The following is a 19,725-nucleotide window of genomic DNA, read 5'->3' as shown; positions in this document are numbered from 1 at the left end:
CAGGGTGGTCCGGGCCGTTCCGCTTACAGGTCTTCCAGGAAATTGATTTCGCCTTCCGCCAAGGTGACAAAGGCCTTTTTCCATTCCGCGGTAACCCCGGAGTAGCGGCCGACCCGTTTCTTCTTGCCCCGGACCCTGGCGGTTCTCACCCCGGCGACCTTGACATTGAAGTTCCGCTCCACCGCCTGCTTGATCTCGATCTTGTTTGCGGAAGGGCTGACCTTGAACACCACCTGTCCCGGGCCTTCCAGGAGCTGATCGCTCTTTTCGGTAAGACACGGTCCCTTGAGAACACCGAACAAATGACTCATGACAACAACCTCTCTTCCAGTTGATCAATACTGGGCTTCAGCAGCACCAGCCGGTGATGATGGAGAATGTCATAGACATTCAAGCCAGCCACCGGAATGACCTTGAATCCGTACACGTTTCGCGACGACTTCTCCAGGTTCTCATTGCTCCCGGGAATAACAATCAGGCCGTTGGAGATGTTCAGGGTCTCCATCACCTTGACAAACCCCTTGGTCTTGATCCCGTCCAGTTGAAAATCATCCAGCACCAGCAGATTCTCCTCGGAGAATCTGGCGCTCAAGGCCATCCTGAGACCGAGCCGCCGCACCTTCTTGGGAGGCCGGTAGCTGTAATCACGGGGCTTGGGCCCGAACACGGCGCCGCCGCCGCGCCACAACGGGGAGTTGCGGGTGCCGGCCCGGGCCCGGCCGGTGCCTTTCTGGCGCCAGGGCTTGGCCCCGCCGCCCCGGACCTCGGCCCTGGTCTTGGTGCTGGCCGTCCCGGCCCTCCGGTTGGCCCGCTGCATCCGCACCACCTCGTGCAGGATGTGGTTCTTTACCGGTACCATGAACAGGGAATCGTTCAATTCAATTTCACCGACCTTGTCGTTGTCGATGTTATAAACCGATGTAACTGCCATTTTTCAAGATCTCCTCAGGTTGCACCCTTACGACACTTAAGCCCGGATCTACTTGGAGTAGATCCGCAGTACGCCTTGCTTTGCCCCGGGCACAGCCCCCTTGAGCAGCAGAACATTATCTTCCGGCCGGATATCAATAATGGTCAAATTCTTCTTGGTCACCAGATTGACGCCCATGTGGCCGGGCATCTTCTTGCCCTTGACAACCCGGCTCGGCCAGGCACTGCAGCCGATGGACCCGGGCCGGCGATGAAACATGGAACCATGGGTGGCCCCGCCGCCCTTGAATCCATGACGCTTGATCACCCCCTGGAATCCACGCCCCTTGGCCACCGCGCTGACATCCACCAGCTCACCGACCTTGAAAACATCGGCCAGCATGATCTCCTGGCCGACCTCGTAGTTCTCGGGATCAACAACCTTGAATTCCTTGATATGATAAAAACCGCCCTTGCCGGCGGCCTTGCAATGGCCGGCCGCGGGCCTGGTCAGCCGCGCATCCTTCTTGGACTGAAAGCCAAGCTGGATGGCATTATACCCATCCTTGTCCTGGGTCTTTTTCTGGAGAACGACACAGGGACCGGCCTCGACCACCGTCACCGGGATCGAGCGACCCTCCTCGGAGTACACCCGGGTCATCCCCAGTTTCTTCCCCAATATTCCTTTTGTGTTCGGCATATGTGCCACCCGTTGTTTTTTTTAATCCACTCTTGCCGCGTTAAACATGGTCCGCGGTCAACGCGCCGGTCCGGCGCCGCGGCCGCGCCACCCTACGGCAATTTGATTTCCACGTCCACCCCGGCGGACAATTCAAGCTTCATCAGCGAGTCAATGGTCTGCTGGGTCGGCTCAAGGATATCGAGCAGCCGCCGGTGGGTCCGCATCTCGAACTGCTCGCGCGACTTTTTATCAACATGGGGCGACCGGAGGACGCAGTATTTATTGATAACGGTCGGCAAGGGAATCGGACCGGCAACCGTGGCGCCGGTACGTTTCGCCGTCTCTACGATCTCCTTGGTGGACAGATCCAGCAATTTATGATCATAGGCCTTCATCTTGATGCGAATCTTGTCAGTGGTAACCATGATATCTATCTACCTATTCAATAATTTCACTGATTACGCCGGCGCCGACCGTCCGGCCGCCCTCGCGGATCGCAAAACGCAATTCCTTTTCCATTGCAATCGGGGTGATCAGCGTCCCCTCAATGGACACGTTGTCACCCGGCATTACCATCTCCACTCCCTCGGGAAGGGTCACTATTCCGGTCACGTCCGTGGTCCGGAAATAAAACTGGGGACGGTAGCCGTTGAAAAACGGGGTGTGACGGCCGCCCTCTTCCTTGTTCAGGATGTAGCACTCGGCCTTGAACTTGGTATGCGGGGTGATACTCCCCGGCTTGGCCAATACCTGGCCGCGCTCGATCTCCTCCCGCTTGATCCCGCGCAGAAGCGCGCCGATGTTGTCTCCGGCCCGGCCCTCGTCCAGAAGCTTGCGGAACATCTCCACACCGGTCACCGTGGTCTTGCGGGTCTCCCGGATACCGACGATCTCAACCTCCTCGCCCACCTTGATCACCCCCCGCTCAACCCGCCCGGTGGCCACCGTGCCGCGGCCGGAAATCGAAAACACGTCCTCCACCGGCATCAGAAACGGCTTGTCTATGTCCCGCTTGGGCTCCGGAATAAAGGTGTCAACCGCATCCATCAATTCCCAGATGCACTTGGTGGCGGACTCGTCCTCTGGATTCTCCAGGGCCTTTAATGCGCTGCCCGGGATGATCGGGGTGTCGTCGCCAGGAAACTCGTACTTGTCGAGCAGCTCGCGCAGCTCCATGTCCACCAGCTCGATCAGCTCCGGATCATCCACCATGTCGGTCTTGTTCAGAAATACCACGATCGCCGGCACCCCCACCTGGCGGGCAAGCAGGATATGCTCCCGGGTCTGCGGCATCGGACCGTCGTCCGCCCCCACAACCAGGATCGCCCCATCCATCTGCGCCGCGCCGGTGATCATGTTCTTGATATAGTCGGCATGACCAGGGCAGTCCACATGGGCGTAATGACGCTTATCAGTCTCATACTCCACATGGGCCGTGGCAATGGTGATTCCCCGCTCCTTCTCTTCCGGCGCCTTGTCGATCTCGCTGAAATCAACAAAGCTTGCCTGACCCTTGGTCGCCAGCACCCGGGTGATCGCCGCGGTCAACGTGGTCTTGCCATGGTCGATGTGGCCGATCGTGCCTACGTTTACATGCGGTTTCGTCCGCTCGAATTTTTCCTTTGCCATCTTTCATCCTCACTATGTTCTTATGATCAGGGTTGGTTATACTTCAATCAATACCCTCTGATTCGATGTATGATTGCCCCGGCCTTGGCCGCGGGGACTATATCGTAGACAACAAACTGCATGGTAAAGGTCGCCCGGCCCTGGGTCGCCGACCGGAGATCAGTCGAATACCCGAACATTTCCGACAGCGGGGCATGGGCCGTTATCACCTGGTAGGCCTGCCGGCTGTCCACTCCCAGCACCTTGGCCCGCTTGCCGTGCAGGTCGTTCATCACCTCGCCCATGTACTCCTCCGGGACAAGGATCTCCAGGTCCATTATCGGCTCGAGCAGGACCGGAGCGGCCCCGGCAGCCGCCTGGCGCAGGGCCATGGTGGCGGCCACCCCAAAGGCCATCTCAGTGGATTCGTCGTCGTGACAGGAACCGCCCACCAGGCTCACCTTGATATCGACCAGGGGGAAACCGATCAGGGCGCCGGAATCCAGCCCCCCCTCAACGCCATTTTTAACGGCATTGATAAATCGGCCGGGAACCATCTCCTCGGCCACCCGGTTTTCAAACACAAACCCCCGGCCCCGCTCAAGCGGCTCAACCTCCAGCACCACCCGGCCGTACTGATTCCTGCCGGCGACATGGTGGTCAAAGAGACCCTCGCCCCGGGCCGTGGCGGTGATCGTTTCCTTGTAGGCCACCTGGGGCTTGCCGATATTGGCGGACACCTTGAACTCCCGCACCAGCCGGTCGACAATGATCTCCAGGTGGAGTTCGCCCATCCCCGAGATGATCGTCTGGCCGGTATCCTCGTCCACCCTTACCAGGAACGAGGGATCTTCCCTGGCAATCTTGTCCAGGCTCTCCCGGAGCCGCTCCTCGTCGGCCTTGCTCTTCGGCTCGATGGCAATACCAATCACCGGATCGGGAAACTCGATGGTCTCGAGGTGCAGCGTATCACCCGGTTCGGTCAGGGTATCGCCGGTGGTGGTAAACTTGAGTCCGACCAGTGCGGCGATGTCGCCGGCCCGGACCTCGGCCGCCTCTTCCCGTTTGTTGGCGTGCAGCTTGACGATCCGGCCGATCTTTTCCTGCTTCTCCTTGGCGGTGTTGTAAACCTTGCCGCCAACCTTGAGTACCCCGGAATAAATCCGGACAAAGGCCAGGTTGCCGACAAACGGGTCGGTCATCAACTTAAAGGCCAGGGCGCATAACTTCTCGGTGTCACTGGTCCGGCGCGTCTCCACCCCGCCCCTGGCGTTGATCCCCTCGACCGGGGGGACATCAAGCGGCGACGGCAGATAGGCGATCACCGCGTCCAGGAGCGGCTGTACGCCCTTATTCTTAAAAGCGCTGCCGCAAAGTACCGGAACCACATGTAGCCCGAGGGTCGCATTCCGCACCGCCTCGACCAACTCGGCGGGAGCGACTGGTTGTTCTTCCAGATATTTTTCCATGACCCCCTCATCGAAGTCGGCCAACTTCTCGAGGAGCGTCATACGGGCGGCCGCAGATTCTTCCTTGAACTCGTCCGGAATCTCGTGTTCCGTCACCTTCAAACCCTGGGTGGACTCATCAAAGAGCAGCAACTTCTCGTTGATGAGATCGATAACACCCTGGAAATCGCTTTCCCTGCCCACCGGTATCTGTACGGGCAAGGGGTTGGCGCCGAGCCGGTCCCGCATCATCTCGATACAGCGCTGGTAATCAGCGCCGATGCGGTCCATTTTATTGACAAAGGCCAGCCGCGGGATGCGATAATGATCAGCCTGTCGCCAGACGGTCTCGGACTGGGGCTCAACCCCGCCAACCGCACAAAAGACGGCAACCGCGCCGTCCAGAACCCGGAGACAGCGTTCCACCTCAACGGTGAAATCAACATGCCCCGGGGTGTCGATTATATTAATCTTATGGTCGCGCCAGAAGCAGGTGGTGGCGGCGGAGGTGATGGTGATCCCCCGCTCCTGCTCCTGCTCCATCCAGTCCATGACCGCCGTGCCGTCATGGACCTCGCCCAACTTATGGGAACGGCCGGTATAGAACAGTATCCTCTCGGTGGTGGTCGTCTTGCCGGCATCGATATGGGCCATTATGCCTATATTGCGTACCTTGGCAAGTGGAGCATTGGCGGCCACGGATCTGTTCCTTAAGCAAATGTATTCGGTTTGTCTGAATCCGCTCCAGCATCCTGTGATCTTCGCCCGCTCCGGGACCACCCCTTGGAAAAGAAGGGCACTGTTTACCCTGCCCGGATCGGTTTGTCAACCAAAGAAAAACGAACCCGGCACCTTTGAAAAAGTATTACCAGCGGTAATGGGCAAAGGCCTTGTTGGCCTCGGCCATCCGGTGCGTATCCTCACGTTTCTTTACCGAGCCGCCCCGGTTATTATAGGCGTCCAGCAGTTCCGCGGCCAGCTTGGCCGACATCGACCGGCCGGAGCGATTCTTGGCAAAACCGATGATCCAGCGAATCGCCAGGGCATTGCGCCGTTCCGGCCGGACCTCGATGGGCACCTGGTAGGTGGCGCCGCCGACCCGGCGGGACTTGACCTCCACCTTGGGCCGGACCCGCTCCATGGCCTTGTCGAAAACAGCCATCGGCTCCTGGTCGGTCACCCGCTCGGCCAGAATATCCATGGCGCCGTAGAAAATATTCTGGGCCACGCTCTTCTTGCCCCGCTCCATGATCCCGTTGGTGAACTTGGTCACCAGCACGCTGTTATAACGGGGATCAGGAACACTCGGCCGTTTTTCAACTACTTTCCGCCTTGGCATCTATCTCAAACCTCCTCACTGAACCAGCATGGCTGGACCACATGGCCGGCCTCGCAACAAGATCCGAGACCAACGTGTATCACATTGTAAGTTGTTGACTTCCTTCCGTGGCTGTTTCCGGTTGTTATAACTTCATCGGGCCGGGCCGACGGCAACGGAACAAACCCGCATGAATGCCTACTTGGGCCGCTTGGCGCCGTACTTGGAACGACCCTGCCGCCGCTCCGAGACCCCCAGGGCGTCCAGGGTGCCGCGGATGATATGATAGCGGACCCCGGGCAGATCCTTGACCCGGCCGCCCCTGATCAACACCACCGAGTGCTCCTGCAGGTTATGTCCGATACCCGGGATATAGGAGGTCACCTCCATCCCGTTGGTAAGCCGCACCCTGGCCACCTTGCGCAGCGCCGAGTTGGGCTTCTTGGGGGTGGTGGTGTAGACCCTGACGCACACCCCGCGTTTCTGGGGCGATCCCTTCAAGGCCGGGGTGTTGGTCCGTTTGACCACCTTCTTGCGTCCCTGCCGGATCAACTGGTTGATAGTAGGCATTAATAAAAACTCCTGTCGGTTAACTTCAGTATGGGTCAATTCCTGTTGCCGGCACTGCTGCCACAAAGAGAGAATTAATTAGTCGAAACACCTGTCCTTGTCAAGAATATTCTTGGCGGCAATTCCATTTCTAGACATCGATCCGGTAGCGCGGCAGCCCGGTGCCGGACGGAATCAGCCGGCCCATGATCACGTTTTCCTTGAGCCCGTGCAGATGATCGATCCGGCTGGCCATGGCGGCGTTGGTCAACACCTTGGTGGTCTCCTGGAACGAGGCCGCCGAGATGAAACTGTCGGTGCTCAGGGAGGCCTTGGTCACCCCGAGCAACAGCGGCTCGGCCACGGCCGGCTGCTTGCCGGCAGCGAACATCTTCTCGTTCTCCTCTTCAAAACGCCACCACTCCACCTGTTCGCCGAGCATGAAACTCGAATCACCCACCCCGGTAATCCGGACCCGCCGCAGCATCTGACGGACAATGACCTCGATATGCTTGTCATTGATCTTGACCCCCTGGAGCCGGTAGACCTCCTGGATCTCGTTGACCAGGAACCGGGCCAGTTCCTTGACCCCGAGGACCCGGAGAATATCGTTGGGAATGGGGGATCCGTCCATCAGCGGTTCGCCGGCCTTGACATAGTCGCCCTCGTGCACGCTGACATGCTTGGCCTTGGGCACCAGGTACTCCTTGGCATCGCCCACTTCCGGGGTGATCACCACCCGCTTCTTGCCCTTGAGGTCCTTGCCGAACGAGACCCGGCCGTCGATCTCGGAGATCACCGCATGCTCCTTGGGCTTGCGCACCTCGAACAGCTCGGCGACCCGGGGCAGACCACCGGTAATATCCTTGGTCTTGGTGGTCTCCCGCGGAATCTTGCCGACGATCGAGCCCGGCTCCACGGCCGCGCCCTCAATCACCGAGATAATCGAACCAACCGGCAGGGAATACCGGGCCGGGGTGGTGCCGTTGGGCAGTTTCAGGGTCCGGCCGCGCTTGTCCTTGATCGTAATCCGCGGATTCATGTCAGCGCTGGTCCGGGACTGGATGATCACCTTGCTGGCCTTGCCGGTAACCGGGTCGACCCGCTCCTGCATGGTCACCCCCTCGATGATATCGCCGTACTTGATGGTCCCGCCCACCTCACAGATGATCGGAATGGTGTAGGGGTCCCAGTCGGCAAGGATGGTGCCCGGCTCCACGGTATCGCCATCCTTGACCAGCAACTGAGCCCCGTAGTTAACCGGGTACCGCTCCCGCTCCCTGCCCTCGGCGCCGAGGATGGTGATCTCGCCGTTGCGGTTCATCACCACCATCCGGCCGCTGGAGTTGGTCACGTGATGGATCCGCTGCAGCTTGACCACCCCGCCGTGCTGGGTGCGAATCTCGGCCTGTTCGACCCGCCGGCTGGCAGTACCGCCGATATGGAATGTCCGCATGGTGAGCTGGGTGCCCGGCTCACCGATGGACTGGGCCGCGATGATCCCCACCGCCTCGCCGGTATTGACCATATGGCCGCGGCCGAGATCGCGGCCGTAGCACATGGCGCAGACCCCGCGCTTGGCCCGGCAGGTGAGTACCGAGCGGATCAGCACCCGGTCGATGCCAGCGGCCTCGATGGCATCGACCCGGTCTTCGGTGATCTGTTGATTGGCCTCCACCAGGACCTCGCCGGTAAAGGGATCGATCACGTCCTCCAGGGCCACCCGGCCGAGGATCCGGTCGCCGACCCGCTGGATAACCTCGCCGCCCTCCATCAACGGCTCGGCCATGATCCCGTCCAGGGTGTCACAGTCCCGGGCCACGATGGTGGAGTCCTGGGCCACATCCACCAGCCGCCGGGTCAGGTAGCCGGAGTTGGCGGTCTTCAGCGCGGTATCGGCCAGACCCTTGCGGGCACCGTGGGTGGAGATGAAATACTCGAGCACCCCCAGCCCTTCACGGAAGTTGGCCTTGATCGGCGACTCGATGATCGCCCCGGACGGCTTGGCCATCAGGCCACGCATTCCGGCCAGCTGCCGGATCTGGTCCTTGCTGCCCCGGGCCCCGGAATCGGCCATGATAAAGATCGGGTTGAAACTGGGGACCTCGACCCTCTTATTGTCCCGGTCCCGCTGAAACTCGACGCTCATCTCGGCCATCATCTCCTTGGCCACTTCCTCGGTCGCCTTGGACCAGACGTCAACCACCTTGTTGTACTTCTCGCCCACGGTGATCAGCCCGTCGGTGTACTGCCGCTCAACATCCAGGACCTCGTTTTCAGCCTCAGCGAGAATCTCCTCTTTTTTGACCGGGATAATCATATCGTTGACACAGACCGAAATCCCGGCCCGGGTGGCGTATTCAAAACCCATATCCTTCAACCGGTCGGCCAGGATAACGGTCTCCTTGGTGCCGGCGTTCCGATAGGTATAGTCGATCAGCCAGGCCAGTTCGCGCTTGTTCATCACCTTGTTGATCACGCTGAACGGCACCTTGGCGGGCAGCAGATCGTTGAGCAGGGTCCGGCCGATGGTGGTATCGACCAGTTTGCCGTTGAAACGAACCTTGACCTTGGCGTGCAGTTCACACACCCCGTGGTCGTAGGCAATCCGGGCCTCATCAGGAGAAGAAAAGATCTTGCCCTCGCCCTTGGCCAGCATCCGGTCCCGGGTCATGTAGTAGATGCCCAGGACCACGTCCTGGGTGGGAATGATCACCGGGCTCCCGTTGGCCGGGGAAAGGATGTTGTTGGTGGACATCATCAACACCCGGGCCTCGGTCTGCGCCTCCACGGACAGGGGGACATGGACCGCCATCTGATCGCCGTCAAAGTCGGCGTTAAAGGCCATGCAGACCAGGGGGTGAAGCTGGATGGCCTTGCCCTCGATAAGCACCGCTTCAAAGGCCTGCATGCCGAGACGGTGCAGGGTGGGAGCACGGTTCAGGATCACCGGATATTCGGTCACCACCTCCTCGAGCACGTCCCAGACCTCCTTGGTCGCCTTTTCCACCATCTTGCGGGCGCTCTTGATGGTGGTCACATATCCCAGACCCTCCAGCTTGCTGTAGATAAAGGGCTTGAACAGCTCCAGGGCCATCTTCTTGGGAATCCCGCACTGGTGCAGGCGCAGATGCGGGCCGGCAACGATGACCGAACGGCCGGAGTAGTCCACCCGCTTACCGAGCAGGTTCTGGCGGAAACGTCCCTGTTTGCCCTTGAGCATATCGCTGAAGGACTTGAGCGGCCGTTTATTGGGCCCGGTGATCAACCGGCCCCGGCGGCCGTTATCAAACAGGACGTCCACCGCCTCCTGCAGCATCCGTTTTTCGTTGCGGATGATGATGTCCGGGGCGTCAAGTTCCAGGAGCCTTTTCAAACGGTTGTTGCGGTTGATCACCCGCCGGTAGAGATCGTTCAGGTCCGAGGTGGCGAAACGGCCGCCCTCCAGGGGCACCAGCGGCCGCAGGTCCGGCGGCAGCACCGGGATCACCTCCAGGATCATCCATTCCGGGCGGTTGCCGGAGTCGCGGAAGGCCTCCACCACGATCAGCCGCTTGCCCAGCCGGCTCCGTTTGGTCTCCGAGGTGGTGGTCCGCATCTCCTCCCGGATCGAGGCGGACAGGGCATGGAGATCAAGGCCCTTGAGCAGTTCGCGAATCGCCTCGGCCCCGATCCCGGCGACAAACTTGCCCGGGAATTCTTCCACCGCCTGGCGGTAGCCGTCCTCGTTCAACAGGGTTGCCGGCGGCAGGGAGGGCTCCTCGGAGGAGACCACCACATAGGATTCAAAGTACAGGACCCGCTCCAACTCCTTCAAGGTCATGTCGAGCAGGCTGCCGATTTTACTGGGCAGACTCTTCAGGAACCAGATGTGGGCCACCGGCGCGGCCAGCTTGATATGACCGAGACGTTCCCGCCTGACCTTGGACTGGATGACCTCGACCCCGCATTTCTCGCAGACCACGCCGCGGTGTTTCATCCGCTTGTACTTGCCGCAGTTGCACTCATAGTCCTTGACCGGACCGAATATCTTGGCACAGAAGAGTCCGTCCCGTTCCGGCTTGAAGGTCCGGTAATTGATGGTCTCCGGCTTCTTGACCTCCCCGTGCGACCAGTCCCGGATTTTGCCGGGCGAGGCCAGGGATATTTTTACGGATTTAAAATTAACAGGCGCCTTGGCTTTGGCAAAAAAGCTGAAAAGATCTTCCACGGCTACACCTTTTTATAAATTTTTTGGGCGCTGAAGACCGCCCCCCTGAAGAGGGCGGAAGGACCGGGTTCCGGGTTCCCTGTTACTCATCCAGCAGTTCGACATCCAGACACAGTCCCTGCAGTTCCTTGATCAGAACGTGGAACGACTCGGGCAATCCGGTCTCCAGGAAATTCTTGCCCTTGACAATATTCTCATACATGGTGGTCCGTCCCTCCACGTCATCGGACTTGACGGTCAGGAACTCCTTCAGGGTATAGGCGGCCCCGTAGGCCTCCATGGCCCAGACCTCCATCTCGCCCAGCCGCTGCCCGCCGAACTGGGCCTTACCGCCCAGGGGCTGCTGGGTCACCAGCGAGTAGGGACCGGTGGACCGGGCATGGATCTTGTTGTCCACCAGGTGGTGAAGCTTGAGGATATACATCACCCCCACGGTCACCGGCCGGTCGAATGGGTCGCCGGTCAGGCCGTCGTAGAGGGTGGCCTGGCCGGACTCACTCATCCCGCTCTCAACCAGCAGGCTCCTGATCTCCTGCTCCGAGGCCCCGTCGAAAACCGGGGTCGCCATATGAAGGCCGTTACCCATCTTGCGGGCCTGGGCAAGGAGTTCAGCGTCGGAGAGTCCGGCGGTGAGCGCCTTGTATTCCCCGGCGGAATAGACCTTCTTGAGCTTTTTCTTGACCGCGGCCAGCTCATGTTTTTCGGCAAATTGCTGGATCTGTTCGCCCAGCTTCCTGGCCGCCAGGCCGAGGTGGGCCTCCAGCACCTGGCCGACGTTCATCCGGGAGGGAACGCCCAGGGGATTAAGCACAATATCCACCGGGGTGCCGTCGGCGAAAAAGGGCAGATCCTCTTCCGGCAGGATCCGGGAGACGACCCCCTTGTTGCCGTGCCGGCCGGCCATCTTGTCACCCACCGCCAGTTTGCGCTTGACCGCGATATAGACCTTGACCATCCGGATCACCCCGGGAGGCAGATCGTCACCCTTGCGATGCCGGGCAATGATCCCTTCATACCGGGCCCGCACCTGTTTGGCCTGCTCGCGGTAGCGGGAAAAGAGCAGCTCCATCTCCTCCTGGTGGCTCTTCCAGGTCGAAAAATCGATCCCCCGCAGGGCGGAGAAATCAGCGTTTTCAATGGCCGCGGCAGTGAACTTCCGGCCCTTGGCCAAGACAACCGTGCCATCCGGGCCGAGCAGCGGCGCCTTGCAAACCTTGTTGACCAGCAGTTCGGTCAACCGGTCGCGCAGGGCCTTTTTCATGCAGTTGAGTTCATCGTTCATGTCCCGGGTCAGCCGCTCGACCTCATAATCCTCGATCAGGAGCGACCGTTCGTCCTTGTCCACCCCGCGGCGGGAAAAGACCTTGGCATCGATCACCACTCCCTCGACCCCGGGCGGCACCCTGAGGGAAGAATCCTTGACATCGCTGGCCTTGTCGCCGAAGATCGCCCGCAGCAACTTCTCCTCGGGCGACAACATGGTCTCGCCCTTGGGAGTCACCTTGCCGACCAGGGTGTCACCGGGCTTGACCTCGGCGCCGACCCGGACGATCCCGCTCTCGTCAAGATTCTTGAGCGCCTCTTCGCCGACATTGGGAATATCCCTGGTGATCTCCTCACGGCCGAGTTTGGTATCCCGGGCCATGGTCTCAAAAACCTCCACATGGACCGAGGTATAGGCATCTTCCTTGATCAACCGCTCGCTGACCAGGATCGAATCCTCGAAATTATAGCCCCGCCACGGCATGAAGGCGATGGTCACGTTCCGGCCCAGGGCCAGTTCGCCCAGTTCGCAGGAAGGGCCGTCAGCCAGGACATCGCCCTTGTTCACCCGCTGCCCGGGCAGGACCAGGGGTTTCTGGGTAAAGCAGGTGTTCTGGTTCGACTTCTTGAATTTGCTCAGCCGGTATACCGCGATCCCGGTATTGCAGCCATCGGTGTCCGGTTCGTCATAGTGGACCACGATCCGGTTGGCATCCACCCCCTCGATGACCCCGGGGCCGGCGGCAAGGAGACAGGCCGCTGAATCCCGGGCAACCACCCGCTCCAGTCCGGTACCGACCAGCGGCGAGGTGGTCCGCAGCAGGGGCACGGCCTGCCGCTGCATGTTCGAGCCCATCAGGGCGCGGTTGGCGTCATCGTTCTCAAGAAAGGGGATCAGGGCCGTGGCCACGCTGACCAGCTGGTTGGGCGCCACATCCATCATGGTGACCTGGTCGCCGGTGGCAATGATCACCTCGCCTTCCTGCCGGACAATGAGGTTGTCCTCGGCGATCTGTTTCTTATCATCCAGTTCGGTCTTGGCCGGGGCAATGATATGGTCCCGTTCCTCAAGGGCGGTGATATACTCGATCTCATCGGTAACCTTGCGGTCCTTGACCAGCCGGTAGGGGGTCTCGATGAACCCGAACCGGTTCACCCGGGCATAGGCTGCCAACGAGACGATCAGGCCGATATTAGGCCCCTCCGGGGTCTCCACCGGGCAGATCCGGCCGTAATGGGTGGGGTGTACGTCCCGGACCTCGAAACCGGCGCGCTCCCTGGAGAGTCCCCCGGGCCCGAGGGCGCTCAACCGCCGTTTATGGGTAACCTCGGAGAGCGGGTTGGTCTGATCCATGAACTGGGAGAGCTGACTGGTCCCGAAAAATTCCTTGATCGCCGAGGTGATCGGCTTGGGATTGATCAGGTCATGGGGCATCAGGGTTTCCACTTCCTGGAGGGTCATCCGTTCCCGGATGGCCCGCTCCATCCGCACCAGGCCGATCCGGTACTGGTTCTCCACCAGTTCGCCCACCGTGCGGACCCGCCGGTTGCCGAGATGATCGATGTCATCCACCTTGCCCTGCTCATCCTTGAGCCGGACCAGGTAGCGTACCGCCTCCATGATATCATCCTTGGTCAGGGTGCGGACCGCGATGTCGGTGTCAACCTTCAACTTGGCGTTGATCTTGAAACGGCCCACCTCGGAGAGATCATAGGTGCCGGGATTGAAGAACAGGTTGTTGAAAAAGGAGGTGGCCACCTCCTTGGTCGGCGGGCTGCTGGGCCGGAGCCGCCGGTAAATCTCCAGCAGCGCCTCCTCGGTGGTGGTGACCTTGTCCAGGGTCAGGGTCTTGCGAAAGGCGTCGGTAACATTGGCGCCGTCAATGAACAGGACCTCGAACTGCTTGACCTTGGCGTCCAGCATCGAGGTGAGCACTGTTTCGGTCAGTTCGCCGTTACAGGGCAGGATCATCTCGCCGGTCCCGGGGGCGACGACATCGTGGGCCACGAATTTACCCACCAGTTCGTCCAATTCGACATCAAGCAGATCAATCCCGGCCCCGGCCAGTTTCCTGCCGGCGGCCTTGCTGATCTTCCGCCCCTTTTTGACCAGCACATCGCCGGTTTCCGGATGGATAAGGTCCTGGGTGGCGCGTTGCCCGAGGAGCAGCTCCAGGTCAAAGACCTTCTTGAACTTCTTGCGCTTGACCACCAGCTTTTCGACCTTATAGAAATAGCGAAGCAGTTCCTCGGGTGAATATCCCAGGGCCCTGAGCAGGGTGGTTACCGGAAACTTGCGCCGCCGGTCGATGCGCACGTAGAGAATATCCTTGATATCAAACTCAAGGTCGATCCACGACCCCCGCACCGGGATAATCCGGGCCGAATAGAGGAGCTTGCCGCTGGCATGGGTGCGGCCGTTGTCATGGGAATAAAAGAGACCGGGCGAACGCTGGAGCTGGCTGACGATCACCCGCTCGGTGCCGTTGACCACAAAGACCCCGTCCCGGGTCATCAGGGGCACGCTGCCCAGGTAAACCTCCTGCTCCTTGATGTCGCGAATGTTCTGCACCCCGGTCTCGGGATCAGTGTCATAGGTGACCAGCCGGACCGTGATCTTGATCGGCACATCATAGGTCATCCCCCGCTCAACGCACTCCTCCACCGTATACTTGGGCTCGCCAAAGGTATAGCGGACAAACTCAAGGAAACAGACGCCGTTGAAATCGGAAATGGGGAAAATGCTCTTGAAGATGGCCTGCAGCCCGGTGTCTTCCCGCTGGTCAGGGGCCAGCCCCTTCTGGAGAAATTTCTCATAGGAGAAGCGCTGCATCGAGATGAGATGCGGCGTATCCATGATCGGTCCGGTCTTGGCGAAATCCTTTCTGACTCTGTTCATCGTCTTCATTGAGCAATGCCCTCGTCTATATGTGCCCGGTCAGGCCCGGAGACAGTGTAAATGGGGAATACAATCCTCTCAGCAGGGCTCAAGGGGGGAGGCTGGGCGGTCCCACCTGTTGCTGAGAAATCTTTTTAAATTTCAGTGTAATACCTGGTGAAGGGAACAGGCCAGGCAGACAGAACCGGCAGCCGGGAAAAACAGTCCCATCAAAACGCAACAACGCTACGGAGCGGGAACGCCCCGTAGCGCCAAATCACCTTACCGACAATTGCTGGGCTGAATTCGAGTTACGCTCACTTATGATACGGATCGATTCGCTCCTCGTGCTTGAAGGCAGGTGAAAACCGGGGCCGCCTACTTGATCTCGACAGTGCCGCCGACAGCCTCGATTTTGGTCTTGATCTCCTCGGCCTCTTCCTTGGACACGCCTTCCTTGACCGGCTGGGGAACAGACTCGACCAGTTCCTTGGCCTCCTTGAGACCGAGGGAGGTGACCCCCCGGACTTCCTTGATGACCTTGATCTTCTGATCGCCGATTGCGGTGAGGACCGCGTCGAACTCGGTCTTCTCCTCAGCAGCGGCGGCATCGGCAGGGGCGCCGCCCGCCGCGGCAACGGCCACCGGGGCGGCCGCGGACACCCCGAACTTCTCTTCCAGTTCCTTGATCAGTTCGGACAGCTCAAGTACGGTCATATTAGAGATAAACTCAATTACATCATCTTTGCTTACTGCCATTTTTCCATCCTCCTAGCGACGTTATAAAAAGTTAAAACCTTGTTGTTCAGTTGGTTGGGCCTTCTTTCTGGTCCTTGACTGCCTGCAATGCGTACATGAATGTTCTCGGTACGCCGCTTAATACCTGGACCAGGCCGGTGGGAACAGCGTTCATCACCGAAAGCAGCTGACCCAGGAGCGCCTCCCGGCCGGGCAGCCTGGACAATGCGGTGATCTCCTCCGGACCGAGCAGCTTGCCGTCCAGCACTGCGGAGCGGAGCGAGAACTCAGGATGATCCTTGGCAAACTCGGCCAGGATCTTGGCCGGCTGCACCGGGTCACCGGAGGACACCGCCACGGCGGTGGTTCCCTTGAAGTGTTCCTGCAGCCCCTGGTAGTCGGTTCCTTCCACCGCGCGGCGCAAAAAGGTATTCTTGGCTACCCGGAACTCGGCGTCACCGTTGCGCAGGGCGCGTCGCAACTCTTCCAGTACCGGGACGGTCAGGCCTTGATAGTCGACAACAAAGGCAATTCCGGCCCGGCCGAACTTATCCTTAAGTTCCGCAACCACCTCTGCCTTCTTCTCGCGATTCAAGATTATCCTCCTTATTCATCATGGCCCCGCGGGTTGAAGAGCACCCCCGGTTCCAGTCGCCAGCAGTTCCGGATTTTTCCTTGCCGTTGCCGAGAAAAATTCGTTGTTAAGGATTGCCGGACACCCGGACAATCCAAACGACCCCCCCCCTGAAGGGAACAATGTCGTTTCCTAAATAACCGTCTCGGCAGGTCAGTTCACACTGATTAAACCCGAAGTACCCGCTGTCTTCGACACACTGTTTAATTATTGAAAAGCCCGCCGGAGGTTCCTCTTCGGCCGCTGGCGGGCAACCAGTTGCTGTTTATAATAAAAACCGCCAAGAAAAACGCCCGGGAGTCCCCAATGCTCCGGAGTGCGGGGCCGAGACGGAAAAAGCCTACTTTACCAGGGCCCGTGCATCCAGGGGATCGATCTTGATCCCAGGGCCCATGGTTGTTGACAGGCTGACCGAGCGCATGTAAATCCCTTTGCTGGTGGATGGTTTGAGTTGAACGATCTTATCGATAAAGGCCAGGATGTTTTCCTGCAATTTCTCCCGGCCAAAGGAGACCTTGCCCAGCATCGCATGCACCACCCCGGCCTTGTCCACCTTGAAATCAACCTTACCGGCCTTGATCTCACCGACCACCCGGGCGACGTCAAAGGTCACGGTGCCCAGCTTGGCGTTGGGCATCAGGTTGCGCGGTCCGAGGATCCGGCCGATCTTACCCACGGTGGCCATCATATCCGGGGTGGCCACCGTGCGATCGAACTCCAGCCATCCCCCCTGGATTTTGGCAACCAGATCATCGCCGCCAGCATAATCAGCCCCGGCCTCCAGTGCCTCTTTTTCCTTGTCTCCCTTGGCAAAGACCAGCACCCGGATCTCCCGGCCGGTGCCGTTGGGAAGCACCACGCTGCTCCGCACCATCTGATCGGCATGCCGGGGATCAACCCCCAACCTGATTGCGATATCAACGGATTCGTCAAACTTGGCATAGCTGGAATGCAGAGCCTGGTCAATCCCCTCCTCAACGGTATAGAGCCTGGAGGTATCAATATCAGCAGTAACCTTCTTGTAGTTTTTTCCTCGCCTTGCCATGGTTATCTCCACACCCGGTACGCTTTCTTGTTCACCAAGAAATATTTCTCATTAAAAACAACAAGTTGTTTCTGTTCGTGATTCTTTTAACAAAGTCCGGTCCCACTAGCCATCGACAACGGTCAGGCCGCAACTCCGGGCCGTCCCCTCGATGATCCGCATCGCCCCCTCGACATCATAGGCATTGAGATCCGGCATCTTCAGTTCAGCGATCTCCCGGATCTTGGCCCTGCCGACCTTGCCGACCCGCTCAACCTTGGGGTTGCTCGACCCGCTCTTCAGGCCGGCGGCCTTCAAGAGCAGCACCGAGGCGGGCGGCGTCTTGGTAATAAACGAAAAGGAGCGATCAGCATACACGGTAATCACCGCCGGAATAATCATATCGCCCTGGCCCTGGGTCTTGGCATTAAAGGCCTTGCAGAACTCCATGATGTTAACGCCTTGCTGGCCCAGAGCCGGGCCAACCGGCGGAGAAGGATTCGCCTTTCCGGCCGGGATCTGCAGTTTAATATATCCGGTAATTTTCTTAGCCATCTATCATCTCCTGATCGTAGTCGCTATCAACTCGTACGCAAAAAAACCGCGTTTTTTCCTCTGACCGCTTTCTTTAACATGAAAGTCGTGCCGGACGAAGCTCGCTGTCCGGGGAGATTTTCATTGTTGGTTGTGGCTGCGGCCCAAAAATTATGGTCCAGCCATGCTGGTTAGTCGTTGGATACCTGGACAAACTCCAATTCCACCGGAGTTGACCGGCCAAAAATACTGACCATCACCCGAACCCGACCCTTATCAGGGAAGACCTCATCGACCACTCCCTGGAAATTGGCAAACGGCCCGTCAATGACCCGCACCTGATCCCCGACCTCGTACACCACCTTTGGTTTTGGTTTTTTGGCGCCATCCTTGATCCGGCCGATGATCTTCATCGCATCGTCGTCGGACAACGAAGGAGGGTTGAGATCATTGCCCACAAACCCGGTGACCTTGGGGGTGGAACGGACCGTGTGCCAGGTTTCGTTGTTAAGATCCATGTTGACCAGGATATAACCCGGAAAAAACTTCCTTTCCGTGGTCTTCTTGGTCCCTTTGATCATCTCCAGCACCTGCTCGGTGGGTACCAGGATCTCACCGAAGTGAACCTCCTGGCCAGCGGCCCTGATCCTCTCCAGGAGGGTGGTCTTCACCTTCTCTTCAAACCCGGAGTAGGTATGTACTATGTACCATTTTCTCGCCATAAGCTTTGCCGGATATCCTTTAAGACCGGTTTGTAATCACGCCGCGCCGACCGCCAGTTACTTCAAGATAGAGGTGACGATATTGCCGACGAACAGGTCCACCGCGCCGAGGTACAATGAAATAAGCATGACCAGGACGATAACCACCCCGGTCGACCCCATGACCACCTTTTTGTCCGGCCAGGCGATCTTGTGGAACTCCCCCTGCACTTCGCCGATGAAGCCCTTGATCCCGGCAATGGAATAGGGGGAGGGCGTGGTCGTCTTCACTTCGGGGACGGCTTTTTTCTTCTGGGGCCTGTCGCTTTTCTTGGACTTAGCGCCCTTTTTCACTGCCATAATAATGGGGCCACCGATCAATAACAGCGGAGCCGGGGCACGCCCCCATCCGCCTGTAGATTGCCGTAATTTTTACCTGATCACTGTTTGCCGCCATCAATCCGCCGCAACCGCACAATGCCGTGCGCCTGCTGCCTTGTACCTGAAAAGCAGGTTGAGGTGGCAGGCCAGGAGGGACTCGAACCCCCAACACCCGGATTTGGAGTCCGGTGCTCTACCATTAGAGCTACTGGCCTACCTGAAAATATCCTGAATCCGTGCCGGCAGATAACTGCAACCGGGGTATCAGCCTGAGGTAACGATGGGACAACCCGTTGACCAGGGTGAAATCCACCTCACCTTGCCGCCCGGCAGGGCGTCCGCCGGAAAAAAGAACTTCCAGCCGGACACTACTTGGTCTCTTTATGCATGGTATGACTTCGACAGAACCGGCAATACTTTTTAAACTCAAGCTTTTGCGGCGTATTTTTTTTATTCTTGGTGGTGCTGTAATTCCGGTTCTTACAGACCGTACACCCCAGGGTGATGATGTTCCTCATACCTGCTCCTTTCTATAACATCCCCGCCACGCCAAACGGTGCGGGCCGGTATCCATGTAATTGATCACCGGGCATAAGCAACGCCGCGGCGTCATTACCCCAACCCCGGCAAGCGAACAGGCCGCTGACAAATCAACGCAGACTTCCGAAGCAGGCTCCGGACCCGGTGGTCGCTTAAGTGCCTTGTGTCCCTATATGCAAAATGTAACCGTTCACCGGGGGTACGGATTTACGGTAAACTCATGCCCGTAAGCGTTTACCAGTGGCTTAGATTCGTTCATTCGGGACTGCGAAGCATACTGGTGCTATTCGAGCAGGCCAGAATGGGCG

General features: G+C 59.0%; 17 protein-coding genes and 1 tRNA gene. All 18 read right to left on the bottom strand.

The genetic code is table 11. From position 1 onward, the window contains the following. Window positions 1–23: 23 nt before the first annotated feature. Window positions 24–311, bottom strand: a complete 288-nt coding sequence (gene rplW / locus L3J03_01800; protein ID MCF6289727.1) for a 50S ribosomal protein L23 — start codon at window positions 309–311, stop codon at window positions 24–26. Next, on the bottom strand, window positions 308–931 hold the full coding sequence (gene rplD, locus L3J03_01795; GenBank protein MCF6289726.1) for a 50S ribosomal protein L4: 624 nt from the start codon (window positions 929–931) through the stop codon (window positions 308–310). The genes rplW and rplD overlap by 4 nt, the downstream gene beginning before the upstream one ends. A 48-nt stretch (window positions 932–979) precedes the next feature. Continuing rightward, on the bottom strand, window positions 980–1,609 hold the full coding sequence (rplC, locus tag L3J03_01790) for a 50S ribosomal protein L3 (protein ID MCF6289725.1): 630 nt from the start codon (window positions 1,607–1,609) through the stop codon (window positions 980–982). A gap of 92 nt (window positions 1,610–1,701) precedes the next feature. After that, entirely contained in the window at window positions 1,702–2,016 is a 315-nt protein-coding gene (gene rpsJ / locus L3J03_01785) for a 30S ribosomal protein S10 (protein MCF6289724.1), read from the bottom strand. Window positions 2,017–2,029: 13 nt separating this feature from the next. Continuing rightward, window positions 2,030–3,220 (bottom strand): elongation factor Tu, encoded by a 1,191-nt coding sequence (gene tuf, locus L3J03_01780; GenBank protein ID MCF6289723.1) that lies wholly within the window; start codon window positions 3,218–3,220, stop codon window positions 2,030–2,032. A gap of 47 nt (window positions 3,221–3,267) precedes the next feature. After that, on the bottom strand, window positions 3,268–5,301 hold the full coding sequence (fusA, locus tag L3J03_01775; GenBank protein MCF6289722.1) for an elongation factor G: 2,034 nt from the start codon (window positions 5,299–5,301) through the stop codon (window positions 3,268–3,270). A gap of 211 nt (window positions 5,302–5,512) precedes the next feature. Continuing rightward, window positions 5,513–5,986: a 30S ribosomal protein S7 gene (gene rpsG, locus L3J03_01770; protein ID MCF6289721.1), complete on the bottom strand. Its 474-nt coding sequence runs from the start codon at window positions 5,984–5,986 to the stop codon at window positions 5,513–5,515. A gap of 177 nt (window positions 5,987–6,163) precedes the next feature. Then, window positions 6,164–6,535, bottom strand: a complete 372-nt coding sequence (gene rpsL / locus L3J03_01765) for a 30S ribosomal protein S12 (GenBank protein ID MCF6289720.1) — start codon at window positions 6,533–6,535, stop codon at window positions 6,164–6,166. A gap of 130 nt (window positions 6,536–6,665) precedes the next feature. Continuing rightward, complete coding sequence (gene rpoC / locus L3J03_01760) at window positions 6,666–10,724, bottom strand: DNA-directed RNA polymerase subunit beta' (GenBank protein MCF6289719.1); 4,059 nt, start codon at window positions 10,722–10,724, stop codon at window positions 6,666–6,668. Window positions 10,725–10,806: 82 nt separating this feature from the next. Further along, window positions 10,807–14,886, bottom strand: coding sequence for a DNA-directed RNA polymerase subunit beta (gene rpoB / locus L3J03_01755; GenBank protein ID MCF6289718.1), 4,080 nt, complete (start codon window positions 14,884–14,886; stop codon window positions 10,807–10,809). 357 nt (window positions 14,887–15,243) lie between these two features. Continuing rightward, window positions 15,244–15,624 carry a 50S ribosomal protein L7/L12 gene (rplL, locus tag L3J03_01750; protein MCF6289717.1) on the bottom strand — a complete coding sequence of 127 codons (381 nt, stop codon included), beginning with the start codon at window positions 15,622–15,624 and terminating at the stop codon, window positions 15,244–15,246. A gap of 46 nt (window positions 15,625–15,670) precedes the next feature. Next, the gene (gene rplJ / locus L3J03_01745; protein MCF6289716.1) at window positions 15,671–16,198 is read right to left on the bottom strand and encodes a 50S ribosomal protein L10; all 528 of its coding nucleotides are present in this window, start codon (window positions 16,196–16,198) and stop codon (window positions 15,671–15,673) included. A 379-nt stretch (window positions 16,199–16,577) separates the two neighbouring features. Then, window positions 16,578–17,282, bottom strand: coding sequence for a 50S ribosomal protein L1 (gene rplA, locus L3J03_01740; protein MCF6289715.1), 705 nt, complete (start codon window positions 17,280–17,282; stop codon window positions 16,578–16,580). A gap of 105 nt (window positions 17,283–17,387) precedes the next feature. Then, a complete protein-coding gene (rplK, locus tag L3J03_01735; GenBank protein ID MCF6289714.1) occupies window positions 17,388–17,816 on the bottom strand; it encodes a 50S ribosomal protein L11 in 429 nt (142 codons plus the stop codon). 170 nt (window positions 17,817–17,986) lie between these two features. Continuing rightward, complete coding sequence (nusG, locus tag L3J03_01730; protein MCF6289713.1) at window positions 17,987–18,517, bottom strand: transcription termination/antitermination protein NusG; 531 nt, start codon at window positions 18,515–18,517, stop codon at window positions 17,987–17,989. Window positions 18,518–18,574: 57 nt separating this feature from the next. Further along, the gene (gene secE / locus L3J03_01725) at window positions 18,575–18,856 is read right to left on the bottom strand and encodes a preprotein translocase subunit SecE (protein ID MCF6289712.1); all 282 of its coding nucleotides are present in this window, start codon (window positions 18,854–18,856) and stop codon (window positions 18,575–18,577) included. A 160-nt stretch (window positions 18,857–19,016) separates the two neighbouring features. Continuing rightward, window positions 19,017–19,092 (bottom strand) — tRNA-Trp (locus L3J03_01720). Window positions 19,093–19,245: 153 nt separating this feature from the next. After that, window positions 19,246–19,395 carry a 50S ribosomal protein L33 gene (rpmG, locus tag L3J03_01715; protein ID MCF6289711.1) on the bottom strand — a complete coding sequence of 50 codons (150 nt, stop codon included), beginning with the start codon at window positions 19,393–19,395 and terminating at the stop codon, window positions 19,246–19,248. Window positions 19,396–19,725: the final 330 nt, after the last annotated feature.

The sequence above is a fragment of the Desulfobacterales bacterium genome (assembly GCA_021647905.1).
Classification (GTDB): domain Bacteria; phylum Desulfobacterota; class Desulfobulbia; order Desulfobulbales; family BM004; genus JAKITW01.
Note: the sequence above shows the minus strand (reverse complement) of the source record. Positions and strands in the feature narration are given on the sequence as shown.